This window comes from Shewanella oncorhynchi, from assembly GCF_030848765.1.
Classification (GTDB): domain Bacteria; phylum Pseudomonadota; class Gammaproteobacteria; order Enterobacterales; family Shewanellaceae; genus Shewanella; species Shewanella oncorhynchi.
This window is the reverse complement of sequence record NZ_CP132914.1, coordinates 3656278-3677737: the sequence shown is the minus strand read 5'-3', so window position 1 is coordinate 3677737 and position 21460 is coordinate 3656278. Positions and strand designations below refer to the sequence as shown.

18 protein-coding genes and 1 tRNA gene are annotated in these 21460 nt (G+C 45.2%); 7 read left to right on the top strand and 12 right to left on the bottom strand.

The genetic code is table 11. From position 1 onward, the window contains the following. Window positions 1–66: 66 nt before the first annotated feature. From RA178_RS16435 to rpsU, 5 genes are all read right to left on the bottom strand, one after another. Window positions 67–143 (bottom strand) — tRNA-Ile (locus RA178_RS16435). 254 nt (window positions 144–397) lie between these two features. Continuing rightward, window positions 398–2236, bottom strand: coding sequence for an RNA polymerase sigma factor RpoD (gene rpoD / locus RA178_RS16430; RefSeq protein WP_105249892.1), 1839 nt, complete (start codon window positions 2234–2236; stop codon window positions 398–400). A 135-nt stretch (window positions 2237–2371) separates the two neighbouring features. Next, window positions 2372–4096, bottom strand: coding sequence for a DNA primase (dnaG, locus tag RA178_RS16425; protein ID WP_306682857.1), 1725 nt, complete (start codon window positions 4094–4096; stop codon window positions 2372–2374). A gap of 83 nt (window positions 4097–4179) precedes the next feature. Then, on the bottom strand, window positions 4180–4623 hold the full coding sequence (locus RA178_RS16420; RefSeq protein ID WP_028760869.1) for a GatB/YqeY domain-containing protein: 444 nt from the start codon (window positions 4621–4623) through the stop codon (window positions 4180–4182). Between the two features lie 6 nt (window positions 4624–4629). Continuing rightward, on the bottom strand, window positions 4630–4845 hold the full coding sequence (gene rpsU, locus RA178_RS16415; protein WP_006080725.1) for a 30S ribosomal protein S21: 216 nt from the start codon (window positions 4843–4845) through the stop codon (window positions 4630–4632). 215 nt (window positions 4846–5060) lie between these two features. Here rpsU and tsaD point away from each other — a divergent pair, with 215 nt between their 5' ends. Next, a complete protein-coding gene (tsaD, locus tag RA178_RS16410) occupies window positions 5061–6077 on the top strand; it encodes a tRNA (adenosine(37)-N6)-threonylcarbamoyltransferase complex transferase subunit TsaD (protein ID WP_306682818.1) in 1017 nt (338 codons plus the stop codon). An 83-nt stretch (window positions 6078–6160) separates the two neighbouring features. Here the strand turns inward: tsaD and plsY are convergent, their stop codons facing one another. Beyond that, the gene (gene plsY / locus RA178_RS16405) at window positions 6161–6772 is read right to left on the bottom strand and encodes a glycerol-3-phosphate 1-O-acyltransferase PlsY (protein ID WP_028760867.1); all 612 of its coding nucleotides are present in this window, start codon (window positions 6770–6772) and stop codon (window positions 6161–6163) included. 268 nt (window positions 6773–7040) lie between these two features. On the opposite strand from plsY, the gene folB reads away from it, so the two are divergent. The 4 genes from folB (at window position 7041) to RA178_RS16385 (ending at window position 9743) form a co-directional block, all read left to right on the top strand. Beyond that, on the top strand, window positions 7041–7391 hold the full coding sequence (folB, locus tag RA178_RS16400; protein WP_173246184.1) for a dihydroneopterin aldolase: 351 nt from the start codon (window positions 7041–7043) through the stop codon (window positions 7389–7391). A gap of 68 nt (window positions 7392–7459) precedes the next feature. Further along, window positions 7460–7963: a 2-amino-4-hydroxy-6-hydroxymethyldihydropteridine diphosphokinase gene (gene folK, locus RA178_RS16395; RefSeq protein ID WP_263178094.1), complete on the top strand. Its 504-nt coding sequence runs from the start codon at window positions 7460–7462 to the stop codon at window positions 7961–7963. An 18-nt stretch (window positions 7964–7981) separates the two neighbouring features. Continuing rightward, window positions 7982–8782: an undecaprenyl-diphosphate phosphatase gene (locus RA178_RS16390; RefSeq protein WP_173246178.1), complete on the top strand. Its 801-nt coding sequence runs from the start codon at window positions 7982–7984 to the stop codon at window positions 8780–8782. A 118-nt stretch (window positions 8783–8900) separates the two neighbouring features. Continuing rightward, window positions 8901–9743 carry a putative RNA methyltransferase gene (locus RA178_RS16385; RefSeq protein ID WP_212599964.1) on the top strand — a complete coding sequence of 281 codons (843 nt, stop codon included), beginning with the start codon at window positions 8901–8903 and terminating at the stop codon, window positions 9741–9743. A 609-nt stretch (window positions 9744–10352) separates the two neighbouring features. On the opposite strand, the gene RA178_RS16380 is transcribed toward RA178_RS16385, so the two are convergent. Both RA178_RS16380 and RA178_RS16375 read right to left on the bottom strand, forming a co-directional pair. Then, window positions 10353–10619, bottom strand: a complete 267-nt coding sequence (locus RA178_RS16380) for an Lpp/OprI family alanine-zipper lipoprotein (RefSeq protein WP_006080732.1) — start codon at window positions 10617–10619, stop codon at window positions 10353–10355. A 233-nt stretch (window positions 10620–10852) separates the two neighbouring features. Continuing rightward, on the bottom strand, window positions 10853–12103 hold the full coding sequence (locus RA178_RS16375; protein WP_263178095.1) for a multifunctional CCA addition/repair protein: 1251 nt from the start codon (window positions 12101–12103) through the stop codon (window positions 10853–10855). Between the two features lie 178 nt (window positions 12104–12281). On the opposite strand from RA178_RS16375, the gene RA178_RS16370 reads away from it, so the two are divergent. Together RA178_RS16370 and RA178_RS16365 are read left to right on the top strand one after the other, a co-directional pair. Further along, window positions 12282–13955: an ExeA family protein gene (locus tag RA178_RS16370; RefSeq protein WP_306682815.1), complete on the top strand. Its 1674-nt coding sequence runs from the start codon at window positions 12282–12284 to the stop codon at window positions 13953–13955. Next, on the top strand, window positions 13955–15037 hold the full coding sequence (locus RA178_RS16365; RefSeq protein ID WP_306682814.1) for a general secretion pathway protein GspB: 1083 nt from the start codon (window positions 13955–13957) through the stop codon (window positions 15035–15037). Before RA178_RS16370 ends, RA178_RS16365 begins: the two co-directional genes overlap by 1 nt. A 107-nt stretch (window positions 15038–15144) precedes the next feature. On the opposite strand, the gene nhaD is transcribed toward RA178_RS16365, so the two are convergent. From nhaD to RA178_RS16345, 4 genes are all read right to left on the bottom strand, one after another. Beyond that, a complete protein-coding gene (gene nhaD / locus RA178_RS16360) occupies window positions 15145–16392 on the bottom strand; it encodes a sodium:proton antiporter NhaD (protein ID WP_028760859.1) in 1248 nt (415 codons plus the stop codon). Between the two features lie 798 nt (window positions 16393–17190). Continuing rightward, window positions 17191–18483, bottom strand: a complete 1293-nt coding sequence (hemL, locus tag RA178_RS16355) for a glutamate-1-semialdehyde 2,1-aminomutase (protein WP_263165603.1) — start codon at window positions 18481–18483, stop codon at window positions 17191–17193. A 26-nt stretch (window positions 18484–18509) separates the two neighbouring features. Further along, on the bottom strand, window positions 18510–19529 hold the full coding sequence (locus tag RA178_RS16350) for an aspartate carbamoyltransferase (RefSeq protein ID WP_105249881.1): 1020 nt from the start codon (window positions 19527–19529) through the stop codon (window positions 18510–18512). A 196-nt stretch (window positions 19530–19725) separates the two neighbouring features. Continuing rightward, window positions 19726–21450 (bottom strand): chloride channel protein, encoded by a 1725-nt coding sequence (locus RA178_RS16345; RefSeq protein WP_168823460.1) that lies wholly within the window; start codon window positions 21448–21450, stop codon window positions 19726–19728. Between the last annotated feature and the right edge of the window lie 10 nt (window positions 21451–21460).

The following is a 21460-nucleotide window of genomic DNA, read 5'->3' as shown; positions in this document are numbered from 1 at the left end:
TAGCGGAGAACAGTTTTTAGATACAAAAAAGCCCATTGAATCAATGGGCTTTTTTGTTGAATCGGGTGGTGGCCCCTCACGGACTTGAACCGTGGACCTAACGATTATGAGTCGTGTGCTCTAACCAACTGAGCTAAGGGGCCGACTTAAGGTAATCGTCATTACCTGAAGCGGGAGGAAGTATACTAAGCTTACTTACGCTTGTCACCCGTGTTTTGGCTGGAAATTCACGCAACTGATTCAATTGGTTATCTGTTAATCAACTTAAATGCAATCGTCGCCTGAATTTAAGGCTTCGATGCTGTGCTTGTGCATAAATTGAGGTGATAAAGACAATAAAAAGCCCTGCATGGGCAGGGCTTTAATCCATCTTAGATGACTTTAGGCTTGTAACAGCCTATTCATCTAGGAACGATTTTAAGATTTCTGAGCGTGAAGGGTGACGCAGTTTGCGCAGTGCCTTAGCTTCAATTTGACGAATACGTTCACGGGTCACGTCGAACTGTTTACCCACTTCTTCAAGAGTGTGGTCAGTGTTCATATCGATACCAAAACGCATACGCAGCACTTTCGCTTCACGGGCGGTTAGACCTGCTAACACTTCGTGGGTGGCGTTTTTCAAGCTTTCGCTGGTCGCTGAATCCAGTGGTAATTCGAGGGTAGTATCCTCGATAAAATCACCTAAATGCGAATCTTCATCGTCACCGATTGGGGTTTCCATGGAGATAGGTTCTTTAGCTATTTTCAGTACCTTACGGATCTTATCTTCCGGCATCATCATACGCTCAGCCAGTTCTTCAGGTGAAGGCTCGCGGCCCATTTCCTGTAGCATTTGGCGAGAGATACGGTTCAGCTTGTTGATCGTTTCGATCATATGTACTGGAATACGAATCGTGCGCGCTTGGTCGGCAATAGAGCGAGTAATCGCCTGACGGATCCACCAAGTAGCATAGGTCGAAAATTTGTAACCACGACGGTATTCGAATTTATCTACGGCTTTCATTAAGCCAATGTTACCTTCTTGGATTAAGTCCAAGAATTGCAGACCACGGTTGGTGTATTTCTTCGCGATAGAAATTACTAGACGTAAGTTCGCTTCAACCATTTCTTTCTTCGCACGGCGTGCTTTGGCTTCACCGATTGACATACGACGGTTGATGTCTTTTATGGCAGAAATTGCTAAGCCGGTTTCTTCTTCAACTGCTGCAAGCTTGGTACGACAACGAATGACGTCATCTTCAACCATTCTTAGGCCTTCGGCATAAGGTTTCGTCGAGGCTTTCTCAGTATTGAACCAATCGAGGTTGGTTTCGTTGCCGGTAAAGAATTTGACGAAGTTTTTCTTCGGCATTTTGGCTTGTTCAACGCACAGTTTTAATACTAAACGTTCTTGAACACGCACGCGGTCCATCATAGTGCGCATGCTTTTGACTAAACGGTCAAACTGCTTAGGCACTAAGCGGAATTCTTTGAAGATTTCGCCGATTTCGAAGAGGGCTTTTACCGATTCAGGGTGTTCACGGCCCTTAGCTTCGATAATTTTCAGTGCGCTTTCGTAAGCGGCTCTGAGTTGACCGAATCTTTCACGAGCTTCTTCAGGATCAGGCCCTTTGTTGCCTTCTTCTTCATCTTCGCTGTCATCGTCATCTTCTTCGTCATCTTCATCGTCCAGCTCTTCTTCAGATAATTCTGAGCCGATGTGAGTGGCGGTTGGGGCGACGTCATCTTCGTCCGGGTTTACAAATCCAGAGATAATATCAGATAAGCGCAGTTCGTCGGCTTCAAATTGGTCGAATTGCTCAAGGATCATAGCGATCGCTTGTGGGTATTCGGCGACTGAACTTTGAACTGTGTTGATGCCTTCTTCGATGCGTTTGGCGATAACAATTTCGCCTTCGCGAGTCAGAAGCTCAACGGTACCCATTTCACGCATGTACATGCGCACGGGATCGGTTGTGCGGCCAAGTTCGCTTTCCACTGTTGCCAGTGCTGCGGCGGCTTCTTCTGCTGCATCTTCGTCTGTGTTGTCTTCCGACATCATCATGTCATCGGCATCTGGGGCTTCTTCGAACACCCGGATACCCATGTCATTTATCATCTGGATAATATCTTCGATCTGGTCAGAATCGACCATGTCTGCAGGTAAGTGATCGTTCACTTCTGCATAGGTTAAGTAACCTTGCTCTTTACCTTTGGCAAGCAACAGCTTAAGTTGCGACTGCGGAGTATGATCCATAGATATCATCCAAGTTGGGAAACTGTTACAACGACGGACACTTAGCATAAGCCAAGTGCCGCGCAAATCGTCAATTATAGCCGTGTGCACATATCTGTGCTAGTCACTGGGGTAGCGAATGAGGACATTTTTGCCTCAGTTTAACCCTTTCATGACTGAGATCAGCTTCGAGAGCTGCATCTTCTCTTCTTTTGTATGAGTCTGTTTTAGACTCAATTCCTGATATCGTTGTTCAATATATTGATTGTTCAACCAAATCAGGGTTTGTTTAAACTTTTCGAGCAAGTTTTCATCCGCCACTTGATGGTCCCATTGGGCCAATTTATGGAGAGTGCCGCTGTAGGGGTGCTCTCGGAATTGTTCAAGTAGTTGTGCGCTGTTTAACGTTTGCTCTCGAGTCATCTCCAATAACAGTGGCAGCAATTCTATGCCTGGCATCTGCAAGTGGGCGAGTGCGGGTTGTGGGGGTAAACCCATACCCAGTTTAGGATGTTGTACTAACAGTGCGATGGCGAGTCGCAATGGTGTACCGCGTCCTTTTAATCCTTTACTTGCCATTGGTTTAGCTTGTTTCACGCTAAAGCCTAGCTTCTTTTTCATATCTTCTGAGCTGTTCATTCCTAACTTGTGAGCTAAGTTCTCAAGCAGTAAATTTTGCAGCACAGTGTCTTGAATTTTTTCAATTAAGATAAAAGCTTGTTTCGCTAAGTTGCCTTTATCTGTACCGTATTTTGTCGCTAACGTGTCAAATAGAAACTCGGGTAGTGCAATGGCAGAGTCCATTAAGGTTTCAAATGCATCTTTACCAATTTTACGAACCATAGAATCAGGATCTTCGGCCTGAGGCAGGAACATAAATCGCACTTGATCGCCCGGCTTTAATAATGGCAATGCCGTTTCTAAGGCGCGCCATGCCGCTTCAGTACCTGCTCTGTCGCCGTCGTAACAGCAAATCACTTCTTTAGCGCTGCGCAGCAAAAGCTGAAATTGCTCTGCTGTGGTCGAGGTGCCTAATGATGCGACAGCATAGTCGACGCCAAATTGCGCCAATGCCACCACATCCATATAGCCTTCAACGATCAGTACTTTGTCTGGATCGCGATAGCGCTGCTTTAGTTCATAGAGACCATAAAGCTCATTGCCCTTATGAAATATGGGCGTTTCTGGAGAATTCAAGTATTTGGGTGTGCCATCACCTAAAACTCTGCCACCAAAACCAATGACTCGTCCGCGCCTGTCGCGGATAGGAAACATGAGGCGGTCACGAAATCTGTCGTAACGTTTCCCACTGTCGTTGCTAATTAACATACCCGCAGTCAGTAACTTATCCTGCGCATCTTGATTCTGACGATAGCGGCCCAATAAGCCATCCCAACCGTCTGGCGCAAAGCCAATACCAAAATGTTCTACTACATCATCGGATAAACCGCGATAGGCAAGATAATCGATAACTTTTTGTTTATCTTGGTGTTGTCTAAGTTGGTTTTGAAAGTAAAGGCTCGCTTCTTCCATGAGTTGATATAAGTCACGACTTAAACCGTCATCATGTCGCTTGCCTGTGCCTTGTTCTCTGGGAACCTCTAATCCAAGCTGGCCCGCCAAATCTTCAATGGCATCAATAAAATCGAGTCGGTCATACTCCATCACAAAATCGATGGCGTTGCCGTGAGCACCGCAGCCAAAGCAATGATAGAACTGTTTATCACGGCTGACGGTAAACGAAGGTGATTTTTCGCTATGAAAAGGACAACAGGCCGAGTAGTTCTTACCCGCCTTTTTCAAGGGCACTTTACGATCGATAAGTTCGACTATGTCAGTGCGAGCGATTAGCTCATTGATAAAATCACGAGGTATTGCCATTGAGTGCTTAAAATCCCGCCTTGCGCGAATTTAAACAAACAAGCCGCGCATAGGCACGGCTTGTTCATACAGTGAAACGCTAATTATTGCAATTTAGCACGGATCATAGCGCCAATAGCGCCCATGTCTGCACGTCCTTGCACTTTAGATTTCAATGCTCCCATTACTTTGCCCATATCCGCCATGGCGGATGCACCTACTTCTACAATAGTTGCATCGATGAGCGCCGCGATTTCCGCCTCTGTAAGAGGGGTAGGCAGGAAAGCTTCAATAACTTGAATCTCTGCTGCTTCCACGTCGGCCAACTCGTTACGACCCGCTGCTTCAAATTGAGCAATCGAGTCACGACGTTGTTTCACCATTTTGGTTAAGACCGCTATAACCTGTTCATCAGTCAGAGATTCGCGGGTATCCACTTCAATCTGTTTGATGGCGGCTAATGCCATACGAATAGTGCTCAAGCGCGCCTTCTCTTTGGCGATCATGGCCTGTTTCATATGGTCTTTTAGCTGATCAATTAGGCTCATATGAGATTAATATAAACGTACGCGACGTGCGTTTTCGCGAGAAAGCTTCTTAGCTAAACGTTTAACTGCAGCTGCTTTTGCGCGCTTACGTGCAGTAGTTGGCTTCTCGTAGAATTCACGAGCACGCACGTCGGCTAAAATACCAGCTTTTTCACAAGAGCGCTTGAAACGACGCAGAGCTACGTCGAATGGTTCGTTTTCACGTACTTTAATAATTGGCATACGCCATCACCCCTTAGGTGTAGGTTGTTCTGGTTCAATTGCTCGAACCAAGTCTATTTAAAATGGTGCGGAATTTTATACCGAGACACCTAGGCTTGTAAAGCCCTAAAACTGAGCTCAGTCCTATAGTGGACTCAATATGGCCTGCGCGACTGGAGTAATCGAGCGCTTGCAGGTAGAATTGGCGCCCTTTAGTTAGCAATTGATGAGACACCATGCGGGTTTTAGGTATTGAAACATCCTGTGACGAGACAGGTATCGCCGTCTATGACGATGAACTGGGCTTATTATCTCATACTTTATACAGTCAGGTTAAGCTGCATGCTGACTATGGTGGTGTGGTGCCTGAGTTGGCGTCACGTGACCATGTGCGCAAAATTGTGCCGCTTATTCGTCAAGCGCTGAAAGATGCAAATACTGAAATTGCTGATCTCGATGGGATTGCCTATACCAAGGGGCCTGGTTTGATTGGTGCTTTGCTTGTTGGCGCCTGCGTGGGGCGGTCACTGGCGTTTGCTTGGGACAAGCCTGCAATCGGTGTTCACCATATGGAAGGGCACCTGCTGGCGCCTATGCTTGAAGATGACGCGCCCGAGTTCCCATTTGTGGCCTTATTGGTCTCTGGTGGCCATTCTATGTTGGTTAAAGTCGATGGAATTGGCCGCTATGAAGTATTAGGCGAGTCTGTTGATGATGCTGCGGGTGAAGCGTTTGATAAAACAGCTAAGTTAATGGGGCTGGATTATCCCGGCGGTCCGCGTTTAGCAAAGCTTGCTGCTAAAGGCTTACCCGCAGGCTATAAGTTCCCGCGGCCTATGACCGACAGACCTGGACTCGATTTTAGCTTTTCGGGTTTAAAAACTTTTACCGCCAATACTATTGCCGCTGAACCTGACGATGAGCAAACGCGTGCCAATATTGCCCGTGCTTTTGAGGAAGCTGTGGTTGATACGCTAGCGATTAAATGTCGCCGTGCACTGAAGCAAACTGGCTATAACCGCTTAGTGATCGCCGGTGGCGTGAGTGCGAATACGCGTTTGAGGGAAACCTTGGCTGAAATGATGAACTCGCTAGGTGGACAAGTGTTTTATCCCCGCGGTGAGTTTTGTACCGATAACGGCGCTATGATTGCCTTTGCAGGATTGCAGCGTTTAAAGGCGGGGCAGCACGAAGATTTGGCGGTAAAAGGTCAGCCAAGATGGCCGTTAGATACCTTGCCACCTGTGGCATAAAACGCCTTTGATGTTGATAGGTTATGTTGAAACAAAAAAACTGCGCTTATAGCGCAGTTTTTTATTGGGATAATGTTGTCACATTAAGATTTTTTAGGCGTTTTTTTACGTGAAACTTTGGACTCCTCACCTTTAAGTAGCCGTTGGATATTGTCTTTATGACGAATAATGATAAGCGTCGATAGCATGGCAACGGGAATGGTAAATCTGTCGTCTAACCACCAAGTATAAAGTGGTGCAAGTAAGGCCGTCAGAATGGCTGCAAGGGACGAGTAGCGGCTAATTAAGAGGAGGACAATCCAAGATGCCATTAAGCAAATGGCTAAATCATCGCCAATGGGAGCCATAGCACCAAAAGCTGTTGCGACACCTTTCCCCCCCTTAAATCCAAAAAATACGGGATAAATATGCCCAAGGCAGGCGGCGATAGCGATAAGCCCGAGTGATACTGCATCTATGCCCATCAGATAGGCTAAATAAGATGGCAGGGCGCCTTTGAGCATGTCAAAAAACAACACCATGGCAGCCGAACTCGCGCCGCCAATTCGCAGTACATTGGTAGCTCCCGGATTACCTGAACCCTGTAATCTTGGATCGGGTAAACCCCTCATTCTACAAACCAGCACAGCACTCGAGATTGAACCTGCCAAATAGGCGGCCAAAATCATCAAAAGTGTCAGTGTTAATGGACTCACATTGGTTTCCTTACGCGTCTTAAGGTATTATCGCGCAACAATTTAAAAAGCTGACTCAGTTGTCAATCCCGCTATAGGTTTGTGGAATAACTCGCCCATTTGAGGTTGAGATATTTTCTGAATGAGCAAATCCTTTTAGGGCGTTATCCTACTGTGGATTGGCTCGAGTAGAAAGCAAATTAGTTATCTGTCAGAAGATTGCGGATTATACAGCTAGGATCGCTTTTAGCTTATCAGACCTCATAGTAGTAAGTTAGTTGGAGAAAGCATGGATAAAGTACTTATACGGCAATTACGCGTCGATACTGTGATTGGTGTCTATGAGTGGGAAAAGACAATCCATCAGAGCCTTTTGCTAGATTTAGATATGGCGTGGGATAACAAACCAGCCGCCGCGACAGACGATTATCAATATGCGCTTTGCTATGAGACAGTTTCCAATCGATTAACAGAACTTATTACTGAGTATCCAATCGAGTTAATCGAAACGGTTGCCGAGCGCGTAGCGGATTGCTTACTTCAAGAATTTAACGTGACTTGGGTGAAAGTTGTCGTGATGAAGCCGGGGGCAGTCGCTACTGCCGCATCGGTTGGCGTTGAGATAGAGCGTTCACGTTAGATAAGAGTTTGATCAACTCTACTGTTGATTAAGAAATCATGTTTATCTTCAGATAAATCGGACATTGCATGGCACGTATTTATATCAGTCTAGGTAGCAATATCGAGCCTGAACAGCATCTGCAAGCGGGATTAATATCGCTGCGAGCGTGTTTTGGGCCGCTGCGCCTCTCTTCTATGTATGAAAGTGAAGCGGTAGGTTTTAGTGGCACTAACTTTTTGAATATGGTTGCTAGTGCTGAAACTGACCTTAATATTGCTGCGGTAGTTGCGCAGTTTAAGCAAATCGAGCAGAATCACGGCCGGCTTGTCGGGGCGAAGAAATTTAGCCCAAGAACTTTAGATTTAGACCTGCTGCTTTATGACCATGTGGTATGTGAAACGCCCGTTACGCTCCCCCGTGCAGAGATAGTTAATAATGCCTTTGTGTTATGGCCATTAGCCGAGTTAGCGCCGGAATTGATTCATCCGTTGGTTGATAAAAGCTATGCCAGTTTGTGGCAAGAGTATGATAAAGAGTCACAGCGACTTTGGCCTGTGATGTTTGAATGGCCCCAAGGGCTGACGTTTTAATTTATTGATAGGATTGTCATGGATACGTTTCAGGTCATTATTTTAGCGCTTATTCAAGGGCTAACTGAGTTTTTGCCTATTTCTAGTTCAGCCCACTTAATTCTGCCTGCTCAGCTTTTAGGCTGGGAAGATCAAGGTTTGTCATTCGACGTGGCGGTGAATACGGGGTCGTTATTTGCTGTGGTGATTTATTTTAGACACGAGTTATGGACTATGTTTAATGCTTGGGTTGCAAGCATTTTTAAAGGTCAGCAATCCGAAGACAGCAAGCTGGCATGGTGGATTATTCTGGCGACGTTACCCGCTGTATTTTTTGGTTTTATGGCTAAGGATTTTATTGCAACTCACCTACGTAATACAGAGGTTATCGCGGTCACGACAGTCGTTTTTGGTTTATTATTGTGGTGGGCTGATAAGATGTCGCGCCGCGATTTAACAATCTATCAGACTGGATGGCGCAAAGCCTTGTTAATTGGTTTCGCCCAGGCGCTTGCTTTAATCCCTGGAACTTCACGTTCTGGTGCCACTATGACCGCGGCGCTAATGCTAGGTTTGAGTCGAGATGCTGCGGCTCGCTTTTCATTCTTAATGTCAGTGCCTGTGAGCTTAGGCGCGGCAATTTTAGTGGGTAAAGATTTGGCGGAAAGCGCGCTGCCAATTGATTATCAAGCATTGATCTTAGGCACTTTGATTTCCTTTGTTGCAGCTTATGCATGTATTCATTATTTCTTGAAAATCATCAGCCGCATGGGAATGACCCCGTTTGTTATTTACCGTTTAGCACTGGGTGCTGTGCTGTGTGGATTTATTTTTTTGTAGTCATTCCAGTTTAGTCATCATAGTGAAATTATGAATAATAGAATCGGGTCAAGTACCCGATTTTTGTTTTTGGAGCTTCCTCATTTTTCTGAAGCTTAACTTATTTTTGGAGCTTTATATGGGTCTCGAATATCAGTGTCCAACCTGCGGACTTGCGTTAAAACAACACAAAGCCTCCCAAGGTTTTTATTGTGCAAATAAGCATCATTTTGATCGAAATGAGCAAGGTTATTGGGTTTTCACTAAACCACAACGCCAAAAGCCGACAGGGGATTCGCGCGAGCAAGTTAGGGCTAAGCGTTTTCTTCTCGAATCAGGCATCTTTTCGCCTTTAATCGATAAACTGGCTGAGTTAATCACGGGCTTTATCAAGCCTGACGCTTGTTTATTGGATTATGAATGCGCAGAGGGCTTCTATTTGCGTGCTTTAGCTTCCAAGTTGGCAGAGGTCGAAAATCCGCGAAACGTCCAGTACGTGGGTGTAGCGGACGCAGAAAATGCTATTTTTGCTGCAGCAAAAGCGCAGACTCCTGGGATCTTGTGTTTAAGCTCTTCTAAAAAATTACCCTTTGCCGATAATTGTGTGGATTTTATTACTGTTATTGATAGGCCGTTAAAGGGAAAAGAGTCTGTCAGGGTATTGAAAGACGATGGGACCATGTTACTGGTTATGCCTGGGCCACGACATCTATGGCAACTCAGAGAATATATTTATTCCGACTTGGCTGAAAAACCTTTCCAAGTGAATTTACCTTCAGCATTATTGGTAAAAGAAACTCAGTCACTGCGCTTCACCTTATCTGTTACCGGTGAGCAGGCATTAACGTTATTGGATATGGCACCCTATGCGTGGCGTGCAACTGACAAGATGAAACACGATATTCAAGCTAATCATTTTGAGTCGCTAGAAATTGACTATGTATTAGTCTTAGCACATAAACGCGTGAGTGAATCGCTATAGGTTAAAACTTGCAGTCGATGCGGTTAATTTTAAGACAATTCATAGGCTTAGTTAGATGGTTTTTTGATGTTTTAAACGGCTATATTACTCAAGTCTATGATTCTGTTTGACGTTTTTATGTTATTTTTATGTTGGATAGGCTGAAGGTGTTATTGTTTTTAACTTTAGGCCTATTTGTTCAGTTACAAATACAACCTTCTTATTGCCTTTGTTTCCCCATATAGCCTCGATTTTTTATCTATAGCTGTGATTTAAATTAATGGCTTTCATTTCCCATAAATACATTTTTTATGATAAATGAGGCTGATTGTTAGGGATGCTTAAAAACGTAAACGAGAAGTTTAGATTAATAACGCGACTTTATTTAAAAGAGGGATAGCACTCGTTTATAAAGAAGTATGCCAAGGCTAACTTTTAGGGAGGAGGTCGGCGAATCGCCTTTAACATGCCTTTGGAAGTTTAAAATTTGTATTGCCACATTCGCTATTCTTTGCATGGCCATCTTGAATTGCAGGCATAAAAAAAGGCTTAGATTGATGTGCTTATCGCTTTCATCTTTCTTAAGCCTTTTGTCTTAACTTACTAAATAGTAAGCTAAATTACCTTTCATTACTTCTTGTAACGAGAAGCAACGTTGTCTAAACGGTCGTTTGCGCGTTTAGCTTCTGCTTGTGCGTCCATAGATGCTGCTTTTGCATCTTTAACGTCTGCAGACAGTTTGCTTTGCTCTGATTTCAGAGAACCAACATCAGCTGACAATTGATCAACTTTGTTGCCCAGAGTTGCAACGCTTTCTTCCAGAGCAGTAGTGTTCGCGCAACCACCTAGTAGGGCAGTCATTGCTAAACCAGCAATCATCAGTACTTTTTTGTTCATTGTAAAAAATCCCTTAAAATAGGTTGGATTTGAATGTTTCGTTACTTTGTAAGCGAAACTGCCTAATTATGACATAGCTATTTTAATTTGCTACGAATATTAATGTGTTTAACCACTATAGGCATATAAATTTTTTTTAAAAGCTTTTTTTCTATGTGATATCGACATTTCTAATCGTAAAAAGGGGCATTATTCACCATGCAGTGATGCACGACTTACAAATCCTTTACAATTTACTGGTTATCCATCGGCAGTTTTGTTTGCATTTTTTGTTTAAACTGACTGACCGCTTCAATCCGATGTAAATTTAAGGCTTGTTTTATCTCTGCGCCTTGGAAACCAGTGGCAATGATGGCGGCAATATCGACATTATTGGCGACAGTGAAGCACTGAGTTAAATACTCTCCCTGAGGATATGGGATGTTTTCAAATCCTGTGCGGCCACGCATATCTGCGGTGCAAGCTAATATAAGTTGCGTTAAGCGCTCTGGTTTACGCCAAAAGTCAGCTTTATCGAATATTTTAACGATAGTTTCGGCTCTGAGCTCGAATGCCTGATGGACGTTCTGATGTTGGTCGCTGACGAGCAACGCCAGATCGCGGGCCTCATTCGGTACTCGTAAACGTGTACAGAGGGCTTTTATGAGTGGCAAGCCTTTTTGGCCGTGGCCGTGATGCTTTGGTAAATGCTCTTTTGGACTCAGTGCCTTACCTAAATCATGCACTAGGGCGGCAAACCGAACGCTTTTATCCTCAGTCAGCAGTGCGGCTTGAGCAAGCACCATTAAGGTATGCACGCCAGTATCTATTTCAGGATGCCATTTTTCAGGTTGAGGTATGCCAAATAAGGCGTGAATTTCAGGGAACAGGACTTCGAGTGCTCCACATTGGTGCAGTACCTCAAAAAAGACCTCTGGGTGAGGTCCGCCTAAACTTTTATCAACTTCTTGCCAAACTCGCTCCGCCGTTAAAGCGCTAAGCTCATCGCTTGCGCTAATTTGACGCATCAGGGCCAGGGTTTCTGCGGCAATTTGGAATCCTAAGGGATAAAACCTTGCGGCAAAGCGGGCGACGCGTAACACTCGCAGTGGATCTTCAACGAAAGCATCCGACACATGGCGCAATAGGCGCGCGTTAATATCCTCAATGCCATTAAAAGGATCGTATAAGTTGCCCTTTTCATCTTGGGCGATCGCATTGATGGTCAGATCTCGGCGCAACAAGTCTTGCTCTAAAGTCACATCGGGACTGGCATGGCAGCTAAAACCACCATAACCCAGTCCAATTTTTCGTTCTGTTCGGGCTAACGCATATTCTTGTTGGTTTTTAGGATGCAGAAATACTGGGAAATCTTTACCGACTTGGCGGTATCCCAGTTGCAACATTTGTTCTGGAGTCGCACCAACGACGAGGTAATCTTTGTCCTTGATAGGGAGATTGAGCAGGCTGTCACGCACAGCACCGCCGACGAGATATATTTTCACAGGCAAGATTCGGCTAATGTGTCATAAACATAGCTTATCATGCCCATTAAGGTGATAGATAAAGTCGTCGCGAGATATTTGCGCACTTATGTGTCACATTGATGTTGCGGATATTTTGACAATAACATTGGGACGCTTTAACGTGGGGCGTTATTTTTAAATTAGGATGATTGGTGGTATGTACAAGGCCTTTTACGGACTCAGCGATAACCCTTTTTCGATTGCACCCAATCCCCATTATTTGTTTTTGAGTGATAGGCACAGAGAGGCGTTGGCCCATTTAACCTACGGGTTAGGGGAAACGGGCGGCTTTGTGTTGCTAACAGGGGAAGTTGGCACGGGTAAAACGACAGTATCTCGATGTTTACTTGGGCAATTGCCCGATAATACCGACACCGCATTTATCCTTAATCCGTCGCTAACAGAGCTCGAGTTACTCGCCACGCTTTGCGATGAACTTAAGATTTCCTACGGCGACAATCCCACACTCAAGCAGTTGACCGACCACTTGAGTCGTTTTTTATTGGACAATCACAGCAAAGGTCGTAATACCGTGCTCATCATTGATGAAGCGCAGCATTTACGCCCTGAAGTGCTGGAGCAACTGCGCCTTTTGACCAATCTTGAGACGGACACTAAGAAGTTACTGCAGGTCATTTTAATCGGTCAGCCAGAATTACAGCTGTTATTGAAGCGCCAAGAGCTGCGCCAGTTAGCCCAGCGGATCACCGCTCGTTACCATTTACTACCATTAAATGAAGATGAAATCGCGCTTTATGTATTGCATCGCTTGCAAGTCGCGGGACGATTTGAACCTTTGTTTACCCGCAAAGCCGTTAAGGTGTTGCAAAAGTACAGTGGCGGCATCCCTCGATTAATTAACCTCTTATGTGAACGCTCGCTGATGGCGGGCTATGCGCAATCGCGGGTGCCCATCGATCATCATATGGTGAGACAAGCTGCGGCTGAAGTATTAGGTGAAGAGGAGCCGACTCAGAATAGGTATCTTTGGCCGACAGCGACCGCTGCGACGTTATTTGTAGCTTTTGGTGTTTCCTATTGGCTATTTACCGACAAGCCTGTCAATGCCGTGTCAGCGTCTAGTATGGTCCTTGAGTCTGCGTCAGCAAATGTTGCTGCATCAAACACTCAAGCTTTGAGCGCGACCGAAGGAATGAGCAAGTTAGTACAACCCGTTGATCAGCAAAGCAGTAAGGGGTCAATTCCAGATCCCAATCAGCGCTTACTTAATGATGCGATTAATCAGAGTCGCGATATCGATACTGCCTTTGCGGGGTTGTTTAGCGTGTGGGGCAAAGTACCGTATAAAGGTTTAACCGCCTGCCAATCTGCGGTTGAGCAAGGATTGTCTTGTTATCAGCAGCAGGGTAACTGGATGTCACTGACTCGGCTTAATTATCCCGCTGTAGTGTATTTGGTTGATGACAACCAACAGGATTTTTATGGCTCTGTGATTGCGGTGGATGGCGAGCAGTTGCTGATGCAGTTAGGTGAACAACAACTTTGGGTTGATAGAGCTTGGTTCAATCAACATTTCAGTGGCACCTTCGAAATCCTATGGCAAGCACCTAATTTGCCTATGATGGATATCAGTCAAAAATCGAGTCCAGGTCAACTGCAATGGTTAGAGAATGCCTTAGCCCATGTGAATAATCGCAATGCTCGCAGGGTCAATCAATTCGATGTGCAACTGGAAAATGATCTTAAAAGCTTCCAAAGTCAGCATGAATTAAAAGCCGATGGTATTGCAGGGAATCAAACATTAGTGAGATTAAATTTGTATTTAAGTCAGCAAGGCCCACGGTTAACTGATGATGGGGCGCGCAGCTGATGTCCATTTTACTCGATGCCGTAACCCGCAATAAACAACAGCAACAATCACCGTTACCTGATGCTGTGATGACGCCAAGGGCGAATTATCCACAGCCACGTAAATCGGGTGTGCCGATAGGAAAACTGTCTATATTAGTCGTTGCAGTTGCCGCAGGAATTGGTGTGGCTTGGGGATTAAGCGTTTGGGATAAAACTCGACCTCCCCAAAGTGATACTGTGGCAGTGGCTAACGTACTGCCATCAATTTCATCATTGCCCGCTTCGACTGCGATTAAAAATGAGCTTCAGTCTACGGTAGGAGCTGCCTCTGAGCTCCAAGTTGAGCCCAGTGCTGCTTCAGGTGTTCGGCTTGCTGGGAAAGTGGCGCTTCCTCGGACGCAGACTTTACCCGAGCTAACGGTATCGCCGCAATTTCAGGCTGAGACTGTAGTATCAAATGCGCCTCAAGTGAATGCTAGCGCGAATATAACGACCAATTCTGTTGGCATGCCGGCTCAAAGTGATAGCAATTCGGGTTTTAGTGATTCAAGCTACGCAGATTATATGTCGACGTCAGCCCAAGTCGATGCGGCAAGTCAGGAAGCGGTTGTGCCAGCAGAGACGCAAGCACAGCAGCCTATGATGTTAGGTGCTAATGCCAATGAGTCGGGTCTAGCGAGTCTTGAAGCCCTGCGTCAACAAGTCAGTGCCGCGGCGGAAGATGTCGGTTTAGAGACCAATAAAAGTCGCGATGAAGATAAGTTAGTGGCTTCCTTTCAAAATGCATTAAAGGATGTGGAATATGTTAATGCTGCAGAGACGAATGTCACTGAAGCTAAATTAGATCCTATCCCTAAAACTGCTATGGATGAAATTCCGAAATATGGCCAATTACCTGCAGGTCTGCAATTGCAAGTGCCTGAATTTAATATCGTTGCTCATGTTTATTCCAGCGACCCTGCCCAGAGATGGCTGAATGTAGACGGTGCCGAGTTACAAGAAGGGGATATGATTGCTGGTAAGCTGAAAATCATCTCTATCCGTCCAAGGGACATAGTGTTAGATATTCAAGGAACCCAGTTTAAGGTGCCCGCAATCTAATCAGGTATTACGATAAGTCATGCTAGCGGTTATTTGTGGTAACAATGAATAAGTAGTTGATAAAAAAGGCGCACTAGGCGCCTTTTTTGATCTTAGCCAATCTCAACTTAATCAAACAGTCTGTTGGCTAAGAATAGGGTCAGTGCGTAACCGACGCTGTAGCAGAGGAAAAGTGCAGGAACATATTTCAAGTAACTCACAAAAGTCAGTTCTTTCACTTTACTCATGGCTACAATACCTGATGCTGAACCGATAATCAGCAGTGAACCACCGACTCCGACGCTGTAAGTCAAGCCAAGCCATTCAGGAGTACTCAGTACTGGATTGGCTTTTAACAATGCCGCCGTTAGCGGTACGTTATCAATTAAGGCTGAGCCCATACCCGTGACGAAGTTAGAGATGTTTGGATTAAACTGAGTATAAGCTTCAGTCAACATGTCTAAGGTGCCAATTTCTTTAAGCATACCAACGAGCAGTAAAATACCTAAGAAGAACAACAGGGTGTCGTATTCAACTTGGCGAATATACTCTAGGATCTTGATTTCTTCTTTATCACTGCGCGTGGTATGGCCAATCAGGAACATAATTGATAGACCCGTTAAGAAGGTTAACACTGGCGGGATACCAAACAATATGTTGAGTAGCATGGTCATTAAAATGGTGCAGAAGAAGACGAGGGCAATCAATACATCAACGGTTTGATAAGTATGTTTGATTGGCGTCGTGCTCACAACACCTTCGGCTTTGAGTGAGAATAGGGTTGCCAGTAAAATCACGCTCACGGCCGATGGAATAAATAACATCAGCAGTTCAGACATATGCACATGTCCAGCTAAGAAGATCATCAGTGTCGTCACATCGCCAGTGATCAGGGCCACACCGCCTGAGTTCACCGCGAAGATAATCAATACTGCCATTCTACGGCGCATTTGCTTATCGAGTTTAAAGGTGGTTAATAAACCTAAAGACACTAAAGTCGCGGTGACGTTATCACAAAATGCTGAGAGCACGAGTGCAAACAGGGCGACTTGGATCATTAACATACGCACTGATACTTTCTGCGGAAACAGCTTTTGCACCATGATTTGGATCATACCCTTAGCATTCAAATATGCTACGAAGGTCATGGTCGACATCAGAAAGAGCCAAAGTGTGGCAATCTCGAGCAAATTTTCATTGAGCTGATGGGCAACGATTTTCTCATTAGCCGGTTCCCCTGCAGCCATAAACAGCGCTACCCAAGAGATACAACCAAAGAATAAGGTGGTTTTTGCTTTATTAAGGTGGGTCACTTCTTCGAAAATAATACTGAGCAATGCGAGCACGGCCAGTAAGATGAGAAAGGTATTTAACATAACTGCAATTCCAACTGCTGTTTTGATGTCGTAGGGCGACTTGAGTCAACCTAAAGATTGGGCATATCAAGGCTAAATTAAGCTAGCCGTGTTAGCGCGTGCGGATCAGAACATAATGGGCTAGAGAACGCAACTGTTAGCTGTAACTCAATTTAATGCTTCTTTGTGATGTCTATCTCATGCTTTTGGGTTGCTAATTAGTTTTATATATTGGTTATTGTGATTATTGTAGCGTTATTAACTGTATTGTTTGATTTGATTACCGCGTTAAAAGTGAGATCTACGATTAAAGTCTAAGCAGTTAGTTTGCATATTCTTCAATTAATTTTTATTCAGGTCGTTATTCCTGAATTGTCATGCCTATGTAGGCAGGCATTTTTAATGCTTGCCTTTTGAATGAGTGCCACTCGGAAGTAGAGTGCTCTTAGCACTCAGTCCTGCAGAATTCTGCGTCTTGAGCTTGTTTGGGTATCAATACTGGATATTGTGTTTTTGGAGTAGAGGAAAATGACATTTGTTATCTGGAGTCTTTTGCTTTTAGGCTCACTCGTTTGGTTAACGTATTGTGGTAAGCAACTTATTGCGCTGGGCGTGATGGGTTGGCCTTAGCACGTTATTGAGCATATCCACTTGACCTTACAATTCATGGTGGCTGGGATAATATTTAAATCGGCTTTAGGTTCTAAAAAGTCTGATCGTTATTAAAGCGACACAAAGCTAACTAAATCGAATAAAAGCAAAGGGACGCATTGGCGTCCCTTTGTTATGTTTAAACGGCTTAAATACTAAAGTTTAGGCTTAGCTTGCCGCTTTCATGCTAGCCAATACGCGATCTGCTGCTTCTAAGGTTAAGCGCATCTCTTCTTCGCCATGGGCCATTGACAGGAAGCCAGCTTCATAGGCACTTGGCGCTAAGTAAACACCTTCATCTAGCATGCCGTGGTAGAAAATACGGAACTGTTCGATATTGCATTGGGTCACTTGATCGAAACGAGTGATCTCGGGTTGTTCCGTGAAGAAGAAACCGAACATACCACCAACATAGTTGATCGCCATTGGAATACCGTGCTTATCCGCAGCCGCTTTAAAGCCTTCTGCAATACGTTTGGTTTTCGCGCTCAGTGCTTCGTACAGACCTTCTTCACACAGGGCTTCCATTTGTGCCAGACCCGCTGACATCGCAATGGGGTTACCCGATAACGTACCCGCTTGGTAAACCGGACCCGTAGGGGCGATAAATTGCATCACATCTTTACGGCCACCGAAAGCCCCCACTGGCATACCGCCACCAATCACTTTACCAAGTGTGGTTAAGTCTGGTGTGACGCCGTAGTAACCTTGAGCGCCACTTAGTGATACGCGAAAACCTGTCATCACTTCATCGATAATCAACAGCGCGCCAAACTCATCACACATATCACGCAGGCCTTGAAGGAAACCTGGGACAGGTGGAATACAGTTCATGTTGCCAGCAACAGGCTCTATGATGATGCAAGAAATCTCAGTTGGATACTGCTCGAACAGGGTTCTAACTGAATCTAAATCGTTATACACAGCGGTTAAGGTGTGCTTGGCAAAATCTTCAGGAATACCGGGTGAGCTAGGTTGACCTAAAGTTAGAGCACCAGAACCTGCTTTCACTAACAGGCAATCGGCGTGGCCGTGGTAACAACCTTCAAATTTTAAGATCTTGTCACGACTGGTAAAACCGCGCGCTAAACGAATGGCGCTCATAGTGGCTTCAGTACCTGAGCTCACCATACGAACTTGCTCGATAGAAGGCACCATAGAGATGACTTTTTCGGCCATTTGCACTTCAAGCTCAGTTGGCGCACCAAAAGATAAGCCATTTTCCACCGCCGCTAATACTGCAGCACGGATTTTAGGGTGGTTGTGGCCGAGGATCATCGGGCCCCAAGAACCGACATAGTCGATATAAGCTTTGCCATCGGCATCGTAAATATAAGCGCCGTTAGCTTTTTCAATAAACAGGGGCGAACCGCCTACACCATTAAATGCACGAACCGGAGAGTTAACGCCGCCGGGGATGGTTTTTTTAGCCTGTTCAAATAGCGCTTCGGAACGGGTCATGTTTAGTCCTTAAAGTCTGTAGCCAATTAGCGATCGGCTTTACGTGAATACCAATTAACCGGACACTCATATTTTTCGAGTTGATTATCAACGCCGAGTGTCAATGCAAACAAAGCCATGCGAATTAACAGCCCATTATCCGCCTGTCTGAAGATAGCAAGATTGGGATGGCTATTTAAATCATTATCTAACTCATTGGCTTGCGCACGTGAATCCCTTGGAAGCGGATGCATAATGACAGTGTTAGATTTGCAATGCTGAGTGTAAATACTGCGATTTAAGCGGAACTTGCCGCGATACTTATTTGCTTCTTCCTGTGAAGGGAAGCGTTCTTCTTGAATGCGAGTGAGATACAAAATATCTGCTTGATCTAAATGGCCTTCAAGTTGGTCGGTTATTTTGATGCTATGGCCAGCATTTTCAATGTCGGAGATCACATAATCAGGCATAGCTAATTCAGCAGGTGAAATCAGTGTGAAACTGATGTTCTTATACATGCAGAGTAAGCGCGACAGTGAATGCACAGTACGGCCAAATTTTAAGTCGCCGACCATAGCGATGTGCATGCCATCGATACCGCGGCCAGCACACTTGAGTTCTTTTTGGATAGTGTATAAATCGAGTAGAGCTTGGGTCGGATGTTCGTTCGAACCATCGCCGCCGTTGATCACTGGGACGCGGCTGCCTTCAGCAAACTCTTTGACCGAGTAAGAGTCTGGATGGCGCATGGCAATGACATCAGAATAGGTGGATAACACCCGCGCCGTATCGTACAGGGATTCACCTTTAGATAAAGACGATGAAGCCATGCCTGTGGTTTCACGTACATGGCCGCCGAGCAAGTTAAAGGCACAACCAAAACTCACGCGGGTACGGGTACTCGGTTCGAAAAACAGGTTACCTAAAATGGCGCCATCGAGCACATTATTGCGCTTCTCTCGAAGTGCATAGGGCATCATGCGGCTAGCGACATTAAAAATAGTTTGGATTGAGTCAAGATCTAACTGGTTTACGGAGAGGATATGGGATCCTTCGAACTGATTCATCAGCCTGTTTTCCAATTTGCTAGGGGGCATTTTAAGCTGCGGTATCGCGCTTATCTGCCCTGATGTTATGTAGGGTGGCTGAGGCGCGATTGTAGCAGAAGCACTGGGGCAACGAAATAGCCACATTACCACTGTGTTAGATTTTTGCGATGAAGCCCAAAGCTTTTAATCTGCCGCCTCAGGTTTTGAAGCGATATTAGGCTTGGCCTGAACGAATCTCCTGTTGTAGGTTCGACCAACTGATCACTCCAACCACATTGTCTGGTGTATCTTGATAGATAAACACCTCACCGCAGCGTTTGGGTGACAATAGTGAATAGACTTCATTGAGGGTGGTGCTGTCGCTTAGCCCTTGCATGGGATGGCGTGATAGCGTGGTACTGTCATCATAGGATTGCATTTCAAGACTAAGCATTTCGATAATGCCATCGGCATTGCGGACTAGCACAGGGCGACCTTCGGCGCGTTTTAGCACTTCGAGTAACAATTCATCGTTGTTATTGACGATAACAAAGCGTTTATCCATTAAGGCTCGTACGCCTTTTTTCTGCAGTGCTAAATTCACGGGGGCGACCTTATAACCTAGTCCCATAATTTCTAATTGCTTAAAGAAAATGGAGTCAGTCTTAAAACCCTGATAAGCAATTAAAAAAGCCGGAATTGTTACAAACATTGCCGGTAAAATAATGCTGGCGTCATTGGTCATTTCTAACAGGGCGACTAAGGCGGCCAGCGGCGCGCTTAAACACACGCCCATCATGGCTGTCATGCCTATTACAGTGTAAAGCCCTACATAAGGGGCGATCGATGGGAATAAGATAGCACTGATCAGCGCCAAAATCGCCCCGAGCAGCGCGCCTATACCATAAAGTGGACCAATTAAACCGCCGGGAATACCTAAGCCAATCGCCGCAATAGTGGCGATGGTTTTGGCAAATAACAGGGCGATTAACAGCAACAGGCTTGGATGTTGGCTAATGGCTTCGCTAATGGCGAGATCGCCCGTGCCAAGGGCTTGCGGCAACACGAGACCGATTAGTGTGGTGACACTGCCCGCCAGTAATAGTCGGTAAATCAGTGGCCAGTTTTGCCCCGTCGCGGTAACTTTTAAGAGTGAGTAATTAAACAGCGCCGCAGCGCAGCCTAATACTACGCCGCCGATGGCGAGAATAGGGTAGTGATCTAAGGGAATGTGGATCACTTGAATACGGTCAAATTCGTGCACATTACCAAACACTAATTGGCTTGAAACTGCGCCACAAATTGCTGATAGCATAATCGGGAAAAAGTAATGGATTTTATATTCACGTACTATCACTTCAAGTACAAAAATCACCGCCGCTAAGGGCGCGTTAAAAGTGGCGGCAATCCCTGCGGCAATCCCACTGGCACACATGATGCGTACGCTATTATCGGGAAGATTGAATTTTTCAGCGAGAAAACTGGCGCTGACAGCACCCAGATGAATGGCAGGACCTTCACGGCCGACTGAGAAATTTGTGCCTAGGGCAAAGAGTGCTTGAAAAAATTGCCCAGCGGCGGATTGTAGGGGGATTTTACCATAATGCAGTTTAACTCTATGTAACACATAGGCTATTCCCATACGTTTGTAGCGTTTGGAGCCCAACTTCGCCACTATCCAAATTAATATTGCGCCTAAAAGGGGTAACAGGGCTCGCCAGTCGGCGACGTTCCCCGTAAAATCCAGCGCCTGTATTTGGGTGTAATGATTAGCCCAAACGAGCAAGAGTCGAAACAGTAAGATCACACAGGATGCAAAAATAGCAAATAACAGTGCCAGTATGCACAGCTGTGCACTGATGCGGGCTTGAGATAAATGGTCACGTAGCTCATTGGTTAAATACTTTTTGGCTGTGACTATGGCATGTTGGATAGCGACTTTATTTATCGTTAATTGCACTACATTGGCC

Coding starts and splice junctions, on each gene's coding strand:
- rpoD (WP_105249892.1), bottom strand. CDS start 2,236: ATGGATCATACTCCGCAGTCGCAACTTAAGCTGTTGCTTGCCAAAGGT.
- dnaG (WP_306682857.1), bottom strand. CDS start 4,096: ATGGCAATACCTCGTGATTTTATCAATGAGCTAATCGCTCGCACTGAC.
- RA178_RS16420 (WP_028760869.1), bottom strand. CDS start 4,623: ATGAGCCTAATTGATCAGCTAAAAGACCATATGAAACAGGCCATGATC.
- rpsU (WP_006080725.1), bottom strand. CDS start 4,845: ATGCCAATTATTAAAGTACGTGAAAACGAACCATTCGACGTAGCTCTG.
- tsaD (WP_306682818.1), top strand. CDS start 5,061: ATGCGGGTTTTAGGTATTGAAACATCCTGTGACGAGACAGGTATCGCC.
- folB (WP_173246184.1), top strand. CDS start 7,041: ATGGATAAAGTACTTATACGGCAATTACGCGTCGATACTGTGATTGGT.
- folK (WP_263178094.1), top strand. CDS start 7,460: ATGGCACGTATTTATATCAGTCTAGGTAGCAATATCGAGCCTGAACAG.
- RA178_RS16390 (WP_173246178.1), top strand. CDS start 7,982: ATGGATACGTTTCAGGTCATTATTTTAGCGCTTATTCAAGGGCTAACT.
- RA178_RS16385 (WP_212599964.1), top strand. CDS start 8,901: ATGGGTCTCGAATATCAGTGTCCAACCTGCGGACTTGCGTTAAAACAA.
- RA178_RS16380 (WP_006080732.1), bottom strand. CDS start 10,619: ATGAACAAAAAAGTACTGATGATTGCTGGTTTAGCAATGACTGCCCTA.
- RA178_RS16370 (WP_306682815.1), top strand. CDS start 12,282: ATGTACAAGGCCTTTTACGGACTCAGCGATAACCCTTTTTCGATTGCA.
- RA178_RS16365 (WP_306682814.1), top strand. CDS start 13,955: ATGTCCATTTTACTCGATGCCGTAACCCGCAATAAACAACAGCAACAA.
- nhaD (WP_028760859.1), bottom strand. CDS start 16,392: ATGTTAAATACCTTTCTCATCTTACTGGCCGTGCTCGCATTGCTCAGT.
- hemL (WP_263165603.1), bottom strand. CDS start 18,483: ATGACCCGTTCCGAAGCGCTATTTGAACAGGCTAAAAAAACCATCCCC.
- RA178_RS16350 (WP_105249881.1), bottom strand. CDS start 19,529: ATGAATCAGTTCGAAGGATCCCATATCCTCTCCGTAAACCAGTTAGAT.